General features: G+C 38.1%; 12 protein-coding genes. 3 read left to right on the top strand and 9 right to left on the bottom strand.

Features of this window, described 5'->3' with window-relative positions; translation table 11 throughout:
- Positions 1-202: 202 nt before the first annotated feature.
- The 3 genes from H514_RS0120340 to H514_RS0120330 form a co-directional block, all read right to left on the bottom strand.
- Positions 203-1,489 carry an alanine/glycine:cation symporter family protein gene (locus H514_RS0120340; RefSeq protein ID WP_051255263.1) on the bottom strand — a complete coding sequence of 429 codons (1,287 nt, stop codon included), beginning with the start codon at positions 1,487-1,489 and terminating at the stop codon, positions 203-205.
- Positions 1,490-1,728: 239 nt separating this feature from the next.
- Positions 1,729-2,175, bottom strand: coding sequence for a hypothetical protein (locus tag H514_RS24110; RefSeq protein ID WP_051255254.1), 447 nt, complete (start codon positions 2,173-2,175; stop codon positions 1,729-1,731).
- Positions 2,176-2,243: 68 nt separating this feature from the next.
- Positions 2,244-3,335 carry a PQQ-dependent sugar dehydrogenase gene (locus tag H514_RS0120330; RefSeq protein ID WP_027448621.1) on the bottom strand — a complete coding sequence of 364 codons (1,092 nt, stop codon included), beginning with the start codon at positions 3,333-3,335 and terminating at the stop codon, positions 2,244-2,246.
- A 147-nt stretch (positions 3,336-3,482) separates the two neighbouring features.
- Here H514_RS0120330 and H514_RS23610 point away from each other — a divergent pair, with 147 nt between their 5' ends.
- Complete coding sequence (locus tag H514_RS23610; RefSeq protein WP_324604061.1) at positions 3,483-4,229, top strand: hypothetical protein; 747 nt, start codon at positions 3,483-3,485, stop codon at positions 4,227-4,229.
- Positions 4,230-4,308: 79 nt separating this feature from the next.
- Here H514_RS23610 and H514_RS23605 read toward each other — a convergent pair whose 3' ends face one another.
- Both H514_RS23605 and H514_RS23600 read right to left on the bottom strand, forming a co-directional pair.
- Complete coding sequence (locus tag H514_RS23605; RefSeq protein ID WP_036843522.1) at positions 4,309-6,213, bottom strand: PAS domain-containing sensor histidine kinase; 1,905 nt, start codon at positions 6,211-6,213, stop codon at positions 4,309-4,311.
- Positions 6,214-6,452: 239 nt separating this feature from the next.
- A complete protein-coding gene (locus tag H514_RS23600; protein ID WP_036843525.1) occupies positions 6,453-8,162 on the bottom strand; it encodes a WG repeat-containing protein in 1,710 nt (569 codons plus the stop codon).
- A gap of 112 nt (positions 8,163-8,274) precedes the next feature.
- On the opposite strand from H514_RS23600, the gene H514_RS0120310 reads away from it, so the two are divergent.
- Together H514_RS0120310 and H514_RS0120305 are read left to right on the top strand one after the other, a co-directional pair.
- Positions 8,275-8,463: a CDGSH iron-sulfur domain-containing protein gene (locus tag H514_RS0120310; RefSeq protein ID WP_036843528.1), complete on the top strand. Its 189-nt coding sequence runs from the start codon at positions 8,275-8,277 to the stop codon at positions 8,461-8,463.
- Between the two features lie 82 nt (positions 8,464-8,545).
- The gene (locus tag H514_RS0120305; RefSeq protein ID WP_027448619.1) at positions 8,546-9,226 is read left to right on the top strand and encodes a SecDF P1 head subdomain-containing protein; all 681 of its coding nucleotides are present in this window, start codon (positions 8,546-8,548) and stop codon (positions 9,224-9,226) included.
- A gap of 102 nt (positions 9,227-9,328) precedes the next feature.
- Here the strand turns inward: H514_RS0120305 and H514_RS0120300 are convergent, their stop codons facing one another.
- The 4 genes from H514_RS0120300 to H514_RS0120285 form a co-directional block, all read right to left on the bottom strand.
- Positions 9,329-9,610 (bottom strand): hypothetical protein, encoded by a 282-nt coding sequence (locus tag H514_RS0120300; RefSeq protein WP_027448618.1) that lies wholly within the window; start codon positions 9,608-9,610, stop codon positions 9,329-9,331.
- Between the two features lie 62 nt (positions 9,611-9,672).
- On the bottom strand, positions 9,673-10,368 hold the full coding sequence (locus H514_RS0120295) for an AIM24 family protein (RefSeq protein WP_027448617.1): 696 nt from the start codon (positions 10,366-10,368) through the stop codon (positions 9,673-9,675).
- Between the two features lie 102 nt (positions 10,369-10,470).
- Entirely contained in the window at positions 10,471-10,932 is a 462-nt protein-coding gene (locus tag H514_RS0120290; RefSeq protein WP_027448616.1) for a DUF2188 domain-containing protein, read from the bottom strand.
- A 96-nt stretch (positions 10,933-11,028) separates the two neighbouring features.
- Positions 11,029-11,355, bottom strand: a complete 327-nt coding sequence (locus H514_RS0120285; protein WP_027448615.1) for a thioredoxin family protein — start codon at positions 11,353-11,355, stop codon at positions 11,029-11,031.
- Between the last annotated feature and the right edge of the window lie 189 nt (positions 11,356-11,544).

The following is an 11,544-nucleotide window of genomic DNA, read 5'->3' as shown; positions in this document are numbered from 1 at the left end:
CGACGGAATCGCTCGGGTAAGCGACGGAATCCCTCGGGGAGGCGACGGAATCCCACGGCTAGACGCCGAATTCCCTCGCCCCCCTGCACTACCGCCTCGCACTTTATCTCGAAACCAAGTCTTCCACAAACGGGGGCGATTGTGGAATATATCCTTGATAAAAGAGAAAAAAGTCTAGGGAAGTAACCCTAGACTTTTTGTGTTATTTCGTTTCTCTATATTCTTTCCATGACCGCTTCACGACCTTTGTTAATAAGAGAAGCGCAAGGATGTTTGGAAGCACCATAAGAGCGTTAAACGTATCTGCAACTTGCCAAACGAACTCTACTTTTACAATCGCCCCGACTACTATAAACAATAATACAATTGCACGATATGGAGGTACGCCTTTTTCTCCAAATAAGAAGCGAACATTAACCTCTCCAAAATAAGCCCAGCCTAAGATGGTAGTAAAGGCAAAGAAAAGTAAACAAACTGCGATAAATGGAATACCAAATTCGCCTAATCCCCGAGCAAAGCCTTCTTGTGTAATGGCACTAGCTTCCAAATCAGTTTTGTGAGCATCTGTCATAATTACAACAAGGGCAGTTAGTGTACAAATGATTACTGTATCAATAAACACACCCACCATGGCCACAAGACCTTGTTCAGCTGGGTGTTTAACCTTAGCTACTGCGTGTGCGTGCGGGGTAGAACCCATTCCGGCCTCGTTAGAGAATAGACCACGTGCAATTCCATAACGGACTGCTTCTTTCACTGTTGCCCCCAAAACACCACCAGCAGCCGCGTTCGGATTAATAGCTGCATTGACAATTAAGGAGAGTGTAGGTAGTAATTGATCCCAGTATAAAACAACAATAATGACACTCCCGATAATATATAATAGCGCCATCACCGGAACAATATTACCGGCAAAGTTTGCAATACGCTGAATACCACCGAACAAAATGAGACCAACAAAGAATGCTACAAATGACCCAATCAAAAAACGAACGCCAAAGCTATCTGCGTTCAGTGTTTGATTCATCGCTACAGTAATCGCATTCGATTGAACCATATTCCCAACGAATCCAAGAGCAATAATAATAGCAATGGCAAAGAACCCTGCTAGCCATTTGCTTCCTAAACCATATTGAATATAGAATGCCGGACCACCAACTGGCTGTGCTCCTTGCTTTTTCTTATAGGTTTGAGCTAAAACAGACTCTGCAAAAATGGTCGCCATCCCAAAGAATGAGCTGATCCACATCCAAAAAATCGCACCAGGTCCGCCCGATGCAATTGCTGTAGCAACTCCGGCTAAGTTACCTGTTCCAACTTGTGCAGAAATGGATGTTGCTAATGCTTTAAAGGAATTGATTCCATCCTCTTGATCTTTTTTGAAAAGAGGGGCAAACGTCTTCTTGAAACCTTCCCCCAAAAAACGTACCTGTATAAAACCTAAATGAAGGGTGAGCCAAATGCCTGTCCCAAGTAAAAACAGAAGCATGAAAGGTCCCCACAAAAAGTTGTTAATTCCTTTAAAGAACTCTGTAATGAAATCCACTTTTGAAATCCCTTTCTTGTTGTAAAACTTTAATTCGCTAATGCGTAAATTCCATTTTAACAGTATCGCATATGATCACAGCACGGTGCAAGCACGATTTTCATTTACAGAAATGCAATTATTGGTATTTAAAAAAGCCGTATGTGAGCTTCGAAAACTCACATACGACTTTGAAAAGTCCCTTACCAGAAGAACGGGAAGAACCAACGTCCGATACCGAAGAAAGGAAAACGATATCGACGGAAACGACGGAAGCGACGTGGGTAGCCATAACCCCCACCATATCCGCCACCCCAGCCGTATCCTGGGCCAAATCCGCCACCATAACCCCATTGACGTTGGTCAGGTGACTCATCATCATCTTCATCTCCAACAGGCATTAATACGTACACATTTTCTGCGTCTATATCTTCAACAATACCTTCATACTGTTGACCATCTTTCATTTCTAAGATAATGAAATAGTGCTTATATCCATTTAATTGATCTTTCATATCGTTCTTACCGTATCCTTGTGGCATTTGTTGAGGCATATTCATCATCGGGTTATTCATTTGGCCACCATACCCCATGTTCCCGTGTGATGGATTTCCATAAGGATTTTGCATTCCGTAATTTCCATGTTGCATATTGAACACTCTCCCCTTTTTTTGAAGTCGCTGTTAGTGTATTCAACAGCTGGGCATATGTGACAATATCAACTCTCTTGTTTCAACACCACTTTAATTAATTTATCATCATTAGGACGTGGCGTACCTCTTCCATCCGTATTATTCGTGATAAAGTACATATCATTTTCATCAAAAAGAATGTCTCTTACACGCCCAACACCATCAACAAACACTCTCGAGGATTTTTGTTCAAGATCAAATTCACGGATTTGTTCACCTCGTAATCCTGCCATATATAAATGGCCATTTTGGTACGTGAGACCAGAAGGGGCCCATGTATTTTCTCCTGAATGGAATAAGGGTGTCTCCATCCCCTCTTTTTGTTCATTACCACGTATTACAGGCCATCCGTAGTTCGCACCAGGCTTTATTAGATTAATCTCATCATAAGCTCGGGAACCATGCTCTGCAGCATACATGGTCCCATCTTCACTCCAAGTCATCCCCTGAGGATTTCTGTGTCCGTAAGAATAGATGTAAGAGTTATTAAAAGGATTATCACTTGGGATCGAACCATCTAAATTCATCCGAAGAATTTTTCCCGACAGACTATTCAAATCCTGTGCATTGCTCTCTTGAGCTGCATCACCAGTAGACACATAGAGCTTTTGATCTGGTCCAATTTCAAGTCGTCCCCCATTATGAATGTTACTCCCGGGGATTCCCTCCAACAAAACCTTCTGTTCCTCCCAGGATTGGTTTACTTGTTTCAATAATACAACACGATTTTGCCGTCTTCCTTGCTCTTCATAAGTATGATACACATACGCATTTTGGTTTTGGGCATAGTTTGGATGAAGGACAAAGCCAAGTAACCCACCTTCACCTCTATGTACAACATCACGCTCCAATTGCAATGGCATCTCCGTCTTTTCACCATTTGCACGAACTTTTATAATGGTTCCACCACGTTGACTAATGAAAAACCCTTCACCCGTTTGAATGATATCCCAAGGCACCTTAAGATTTGTTGCTATACCTTCAGTATCCTGCACTGTTGCATTAACGCTCTCTATAGAAGAAGACTGTTCACTTTGCTCTGATTGATTCGAATCCCGATTATTACAACCTACTATTAACAATAACGGGATCATCATTACAACTAATGTTTTATACATGTCATCACTCCTTCTATATAACCATTCCCCCTTGACCGACAATTTAGACTTTCATTCTTTTTTTGAAAACATTTACAAAAAACCTACTCATGGTTCAAAACTTATACTACTATATTTATAGACTAACGATTAACTGGAGGTGGAATCATGAGACCTATTTATATCGTTCTAACGAATACAGGAACATTTTTAAACAAAGCGATTAAGAGTGTAACGAATGCGCCTTATAACCATGCTTCTATAGCGTTAGATGAAAACCTAGAATTGTTATATAGCTTTGGGAGGAAACAACCTGATAACCCATTTTGGGCTGGATTTGTAAGAGAGGATTTCGTGAAGGGTACTTATAGCTGGTATCCGAATAGCACCTGTGCCATCCTTCGCTTATACATATCAGAACGTGAATACGAAAAGCTAGTTCGACTCATTCATGTGTTTGAAAAGAATCATTTTAACTATCAATATAATTTTATTGGTCTTTTAGGGGTACCTATAAAATATCCCGTTGAAGTAAAAGCTTCCTATTTTTGTTCACAATTTGTCTCTGAAATCTTAAAACGCTCAGGGTGCAGTCTATTTGCGAAGCCAAGCTCTCTTGTCACACCTGATGACTTTCGTTATCACAACAAGTTGGAAATCACTTACGAAGGAAAAATTTACGACTATCCAGCTTTACGAGATCAAATCCAAGACTACGATCCTCAAGTCTATAAAAGCTTTCCATTCCGTAAATATATGGTACAACAAATCCGAACAGAGATTTTTCATCAAATGAAACGAAATGAACGGAAATATTTCTTTCGCGATGGTTTTGTGAAACCTAAAAAAATTTACATTGGTCAAAAAATCAATAAGGTGAGAGGAATTATGGATGTATTTGATCAGATTCTTTAATCTACTTCATTGACTGAATCGAACACATGTTCTATAATTAAAGAAATAAAAAACGGAACCCATCTCGGATAACCGCCTTTTATATTGGTTTAATTGGAAGTGTTACAATCACAGATGTGCCTTTCCCTATTTCACTCTCGTAATGAATTTGTCCATCCAAGCTTTCTACAAATTTGTTTGTAACCATAACTCCGAGACCAGTTCCTTTTTCTTTCGTTGTGAAAAAAGGTTCTCCTATACGTTGAAGCTTTTCCTGCTCTATCCCTTTTCCGGTGTCACTCACTGTAAAGCGAAGACTTGAGTCTTGTTGTATGTATTCACTTTTTACTGTTAAGCTTCCACCATCCTCCATTGCCTCTACAGCATTCTTAACCAAATTGATAAAAATCTGCTTCAATCGTTTAGGATCTGATAAGCATTGCGGGAGAGAAGGATCAAAGTTTTGGAAAAGTTCAATGTCTTGTCCCTCGATTTGGTTTTTAAATAATGAAGTGACATAAATCATGATGTCATGTACATCAGTCTCTTCTAGTTCTGTTTTCTGGGTAGGTTTTGCTAGAAGCATAAACTCATTCACAATAGTTTCTATCCTTGAAAGTTCTGAGAAAATAATTTCGCTATACTTCTGAACATCCATTTGATTAGACATCATAAGTTGCATAAAACCTTTTATGGACGTTAATGGATTTCGAATTTCATGTGCAATACCAGCCGCTACTCTCAAAGCTGTTTCATTTTGTTTTGTTCTTGCTTGTAATTCATCTTTTTCTTTTAAGCTCGTAATGTCCTCATGAACACCTACAACAATGGATTTATCTCCTTTTTGGAGTGGGTACCCCTTCGAACGTATCCATTTCCAATCACCGTTATTCATTTGAAAACGATATTCCACTGCAACTTTCTGATAGCGCATAAACAAAAATGCAGAGTTTACTTCATCACGGTCTTCTTCATGGACCCCTTGCAACCAAAGATCTTTTTCTTTATAAACCTTATCAGTACTCATTTCAAATATTTTTTCAAATGAAGGGCTCATGTATTCCCATGTCTCAAAATCAGAGGTTGTAATCCAGAATGCTTCGTTAACATTTTCAGCTAATAGGGAAAAGCGTTCCTCTGTTTCTTGTAAAGCCCTAGTGTATAAACGAACTTCTGTAAGATCTTGAATGAACAAAGTCATTTCATCTCCGTTTGGAAAAACAGTAAACTCTATCGTTTTTCCAATATCAGAAACATATTGTTCAATTTTCATTACCTCTTGTGTTTCAAATGCTTCTTTTAATTTTGAATACATATCTTGATATTGCTCAATTGGATATACCGTCCACAAACTCTTTTGATACAAATCATCTAACCGTCTACCCACAATCTTTTCAAGAGTTGGATTCATGTATCGAATCCTCCAATCATCACCAAGGACAGAAAAGCCGTGGGGGATCTCATCCATTATTCTTTTGATATGTTGATCCCCTTTAAAACGTTCAAGGACATCGACTTGTGGCTCCAATTCTGGTTTGGTAGATACCATCTCTTGATCGATTAAAGAAAGCCAAGTCATAAAATGATCAACATTCTGGTTTGCGTAGTTCTGTTTTAGCTCAACAGGCTCATTGGTATCGTCGTCTATGATGTTATCAGGAACATCACCGATAATAAAAACCCCCTCCTGGACGATCTTTAAAGATGTCTTCACCCAATTGAATTGCTGTTGATTATCGTAGACACGAATATAAAAATCCTCTTGGTTAATAGGGTTCTCCATTCGAACTTTTAAGATAGATTGATCTTTTTTAGAAAAAAAGCGCAACCATGTCCCAACGGTTAGCTCACTTTCACTGTCGACCATTGTAGTGAATGATTTGTTACAGAGCACCCTATTCCTATTATGGTTTATGTAGCACCCCCATTTTCCCGCTACATCTAACATCTCAAAACAATCTTCAACAGTCATCTTATTGTCCAATTGCTCTTTTTGAAAAACCACAAGAATACCCTCTTTTCAAATCATTTGACTTAGCTCATCTGTCCTGAAATTCCTCAGATTCGAAATATAGTTATCCTTATAATATACTAATTTAGGAAAACATTACATATATTCGATGAAATAACATATAGTTCGACAAAAAATAATAGAAATAAAAAAGACCCTAACTGCTGATCATGGTTAGGATCTCACGTGATTCTATCTATTTGTGACAATTTTCGGAAGTTCTATTTGTCGAATCATTCACGATGATGAAATGATAACCAGAACTCCCCTTTTGTATCGATTATATCCATGATCTCTGAAAAAGGAATCTCAAATGTAGGGAAACCAGCCACATAAGGTGTAATTTCATAAGGTGGAAAGTAGATAAATAACGACTCTTCATTTACATAGAATGGTTGATCAGGTTGTATGCCTTTATAGCTATCAGGGAATACATTTATCTCCTGCTCTACAATTTGTTGCTCTACAATATCACTAATCACTTTCACATATGGAGCACCTTCTTTAAACAGATCCTTCAATTCATAAAATGTCCCTGATACCAGATCGATATTACTATAGATTTTAGTTGGCATTGGATGAGCAGCCCCGAAATAATATTGTGATCCATTCATCTCAACCACAACAAGATATTTTTTAAAAAACTCAATCTCAAAATCTCCTGTATAACTATACTCTAGCTTTTCATCTGATGGGATTGGCTTGACCTGAGAGATACCCTTTAACTTATCGTTTACTTGTTTCTGCACGCTAGTATCTTCCATCCCTCGAACCACAGGGTAGTACACAAGATAATCTGGGTTAGGTTTATACTTCATTCTTAAAACCCGGAACTGGTTATTTAACCGAATTGTGTTTTTCGGTCTCCAGATTACGTTCCCTTTCCGATCCAAATACATCAGTTGAAAATCTACATTTGCTTGAATCAAAGAATTTTGAAACCGCAGCGTACCTTGACCTGGCACTACAGGAAGCTTTTGTGCTATCTTTCCTTCTCGATTTAAGAAAAAGGTATTTTCATCATCATGAGCTGAAGCATACCCTTTCTCATAAGGTAGAACATTTTGATATCGATAATCAGAGAGGAAGTTCCCATTAAGATCTGCTATTGCGTACCTTACACCTAAATAAGGTTGCTCTTCCTTAATTGCTTTACCCACTGCTATTCTTTTTTCCCCTAATCTACTAATATCTGAATGAGTAGGCTCTAAGATTATATTTCCTTTTTGATCAATTAGCCCATAAGAATAAAGATAATCCTCAATTTTATTTATGACAGCACGACCTTCACTAAAAGGTTGAACTGCATCAAATGAAGGGGGAATTATCACCTTTCCAGATTTATCAATAAATCCATACTTCGGATCACCTTCTTCTTGATAAGCAAGCATGCCCTGCCCATATTGACCAACATATTCATAAGGATATTTATATAGAATGCTCGTGTCTCGTGCAATTAATTGATATTGGCCCTCTTGCGTTTGAACAACAGCCACCCCATCTTGAAAATCAGTAGCAGATTGATATTGAGCAGGAATTAAAATTCCCCCATCACGATCTAAGTAGCCATATAAGACATTGTTATTCTCTTCATTCGTTTCTTGATAGAGTGCTCTCCCTTGTTGATAAGAACTGATAAAGTCGAAAGGCTGACTTGTTAGAATGTTTCCTTTCTCATCAATCACCCATACACCTTTCTCATTGTGAACTGTAGCTCGCCCTTCACTATACTGAGTAATGTAATCGTAATCTGGTTTAACTACATATTCACCTTTTGTATTAATAACACCATTTTTGTTATGAACCTGAACAATTGCTAACCCATTTTCTTGAAAATCATGAGCAAGTTCATACTGAGGTTCAATTTCAAAAGAACCCTTCTTATTGATGTATCCCCATTGATCACCATCCGTTGTTGATTTATAAGCAGGAAACAGCTTCATGGTTATCCCTCTTTCTTATTGAAGACATTTTGTAAGTATCATATGGGAATTGTTTAGTTATGTGCCTACTTCCTATTACATATAGATTGGTAAAAGGAGAGTGAAATATCGTATGGAGATTAAAGTTAGAGACAATGGTTCACTATTGGTTACAGGTGAATTTAAAGTTTTGGATGCAGAAGGAAATGAATTTGTTACCAAGAAAGCTTGTTCATTATGTAGATGTGGTTTATCAGAAAATAAGCCTTTTTGTGATGGATCTCATAAAGGGAATTTTCAAAGTGAGCCGAGAGCTCAATAAAAGTCAAAAATCATAACCATAAACTTCCATAACACCCCTTTGCCATGTATAATGAGAGGAAACTTTGGCGAAGGGGAATTTTATGAAGAGGACGGGTATTTATTTAGGAACAATTATCGCGCTTACTGCTGTAGCTGCATTTATGTTTATGCTACTTCCAACGAATAGTAAATCAACTCAAAGCTTACAGTTTACCTCACAAAATCATGGTGAACAGGCTATTAAAGAGCTCATGGATTACACGGAATTAGAATATGAGCTTACTTCAAATCATGATAGCTGGACCGTAAAGCTACAGGAAGATATAAGTGATGAACGTTTCGAAGAACTAAAGACCATGATTCAGTCAGGAAAAGAATTATCTTTCCGAGACCATCAGGATAACCTCATGCTTTCACAGGATATTATTAAAAAAGGTTCGGCTGAATCAGAAGAAACGGGAAATGGCCAACCAGTTGTCACTTTCTCTTTAACGAGTGAAGAGAAATTTTATGAAGTGACAAGTAAAATTAGTAATACAAAAAAACCTAATAATGTATTGGTAATGTGGTTTGGGTATGAGGAAGGACAGACCTACCTAGAGGAAAGAGATAAGGAGGACCCTGCTTATTTATCCGCACCTAAGGTCAATCAAAGGCTAAAGACAAGTAAGGTACAAATAACTGGTAATTTCACAAAAGAGGAGACTCATAAGTTAGCGGAGAAAATTAATATTTCGACATTAAGCCAGGGGCTGACTTTAGTAGAGAAAAATGAAAAGTAAAAGGACTTCAGAAGATGTAACACATAAGGTTGCATCTTTTTTGTTGCCTTAAAAGAGCATTTCTTATAACAAAAACACCCTACCTCCATTAAGAAGTAGGGGTTAGGTCGATTCAACTTTTTGAAACAATTCTCCAATTTTTGAAGCGAGTTTATCCAGATGTTGTTGAATTTCATCAGGGATGTGTTGCTGCCCTTTCCATTCAACTTCGCACCCATTAACAAGGTAGCGTGGACGTTTGGAGATAAATACAACATCAACCTTTTTTTGCTTGAGAAAGGCTGTCCAAAGCCATTCTTCATGTTCAGCTTTACTCACTCCAATAATCTTGTATTTCGCTTTGCTTCTAGGGCTATGTTCAATTCGTTTTAATTGATGAATCATCCATACCGCTCCTTCCCTTTTACAAGCAGTATGGACGAATGTAAGGTCTGTTATTCTTCCATTTATCCGTTAGATTGAGAATAATAGACCTCTTCAAATGGCTGTACGATGACAAACCCTTCCCCAGAAAACTTCATTTGGATCGATTCGCCACTTCCTCTTCCAAAGAATGATTTTAACGTGACGTCTGTTTGAAATTCAGGTTCCAGATGACCAGACCATGCGACAGTTGCATGAGGATCCGTTATAACAGGTTGATCTGGTGTAACCATTAAGGTTAGAGGTTCGTAATGACAGGTAATGGCTACCATACCTTGCCCTTCTAGTGTCACATTAAAAAGACCTCCTGACATCATGCCAGCCATTTTCTTCATGAGTTGAATATCCCAATTCACACCAGGTTCAAAGGCAAGAAGATCATTCCCATTTACCGTGATGGATTCGTTTTGTAACTGAAAAATTGTAATCTTCTTTCCTTCATCAGCTAAATATAACTTTCCATTTCCATTGGCTTTCATAAGTGAGCTACCTTCACCTGAGAATGCTTTTTTAAACATTTTTCCAAGACCGTGCTCAAGAATTCCTTCACGCTCAAACTTAATATTGCCATTATAGGAAATCATCGACCCTGCTTTAGCCCAAACCTGACCATCTAAGTTGACTTCTAACATCCGCGGCGTTTCCAATTCAAAATACTCGTTTTCGCTCTCATCTTGTTTGGTTTGGTTAATAAATTGATCAATTGTATATTTGCTCATATTCGGTTCCCCTCCGATATTAGTGGTATCAGTTTTTACGTTATATAACATAAAAGGTTTCAAAAATAAAAAGTCCCTGCGACAGTGCAGAGACCTTTGATGTTAATCTTGATAAGAATAGTTATCTTGAATGCTGCCATCTTTCCTATGAATGATGGCGCTAGTGCCTTTATTCTGAGCGATCTCTTTCGCTCGTTCTATTGCATCGCTTTTATGCTCATATGTTTCAGCTGGTTTTTTAGCATCTTCTGATTGCACAGCCCAACCATCTTCGTGTGATACAACATGTTCTCCTTTTTCTAGAAGCTCAGGTCGATTTTCATACTGCTTATCTTCTTCATCACGGGCTTTTAGATCCTCATCACTCATTTGTTTTACTTGATTAATCTCTTTTTCACTTGCATTTTCATACCATTCTTTTGCCTGTTCAGTCGCGATAGGGATGGCTTGTCCCTCATCATACCCTTCATCTAACATGGCATTCCCTATATCAATCGCCTTTTTGCGTACAGCCGTATCTAAGTTTTTAAGAGAGCTTGGATAATCGTTGGTATCCCATGGCATCATAATCCCTCCATTTATTATTAGTATTTTTCATTTACCGCTCTTTATGACCTTTTAAACCAGAAATTCCCTTACCAGCGTGGCAAGGGAATCCCATTAATCATCTATTAGACTTGTCATTTTATGAAGTTGTTGGTTTAGTTCTTCAATAGGAACGATTCGCGCTTTGCGTAACATTTCTTTGCCCTCTACGGAGACAATGATGACTGGTACTGTGAAAATCGAATACTCTCCTGCGATTTCAGGGATATCTTCAGCATTTATATACAAAGACTTAATTTGTGGGTAATCCTTAAGCAACTCCTCAATCTGAGGAAGTAATGAGACACAGACTGAACAATTAGGGCGTGAAATATAAAGTAACGATATTTTTTCTTGCTTAACAAATGATTGGACATGTTCTAGTGATTGAGCTTCTTGCATGATGCACCATCCTTTGTGCCATTAGTTTGTTCACAGTATAGCATGAACATACCTTAGTAGGCTTATAAGAGGTGTTATCAAAAAGTAATTCAGAAATTAAATTGTCTTTCATTATAGCCCCCTTATCTTGAAGACTTGAATTCGAGATAAGTTGAGTATGGTTCCGTTACTTTAGTGGAGAGCGGCGGG

This window comes from Pontibacillus marinus BH030004 = DSM 16465 (genome assembly GCF_000425225.1).
Classification (GTDB): domain Bacteria; phylum Bacillota; class Bacilli; order Bacillales; family BH030062; genus Pontibacillus; species Pontibacillus marinus.
Note: the sequence above shows the minus strand (reverse complement) of the source record. Positions and strands in the feature narration are given on the sequence as shown.

Bases quoted from the DNA above. Each gene is read 5' to 3' on its own strand.
- H514_RS0120340 (WP_051255263.1), bottom strand. From the start codon at position 1,489: ATGCTTCTGTTTTTACTTGGGACAGGCATTTGGCTCACCCTTCATTTA.
- H514_RS0120290 (WP_027448616.1), bottom strand. From the start codon at position 10,932: ATGCCATGGGATACCAACGATTATCCAAGCTCTCTTAAAAACTTAGAT.
- H514_RS23610 (WP_324604061.1), top strand. From the start codon at position 3,483: ATGAGACCTATTTATATCGTTCTAACGAATACAGGAACATTTTTAAAC.
- H514_RS0120330 (WP_027448621.1), bottom strand. From the start codon at position 3,335: ATGTATAAAACATTAGTTGTAATGATGATCCCGTTATTGTTAATAGTA.
- H514_RS0120285 (WP_027448615.1), bottom strand. From the start codon at position 11,355: ATGCAAGAAGCTCAATCACTAGAACATGTCCAATCATTTGTTAAGCAA.
- H514_RS23600 (WP_036843525.1), bottom strand. From the start codon at position 8,162: ATGAAGCTGTTTCCTGCTTATAAATCAACAACGGATGGTGATCAATGG.
- H514_RS0120310 (WP_036843528.1), top strand. From the start codon at position 8,275: ATGGAGATTAAAGTTAGAGACAATGGTTCACTATTGGTTACAGGTGAA.
- H514_RS24110 (WP_051255254.1), bottom strand. From the start codon at position 2,175: ATGCAACATGGAAATTACGGAATGCAAAATCCTTATGGAAATCCATCA.
- H514_RS0120300 (WP_027448618.1), bottom strand. From the start codon at position 9,610: ATGATTCATCAATTAAAACGAATTGAACATAGCCCTAGAAGCAAAGCG.
- H514_RS0120305 (WP_027448619.1), top strand. From the start codon at position 8,546: ATGAAGAGGACGGGTATTTATTTAGGAACAATTATCGCGCTTACTGCT.
- H514_RS0120295 (WP_027448617.1), bottom strand. From the start codon at position 10,368: ATGAGCAAATATACAATTGATCAATTTATTAACCAAACCAAACAAGAT.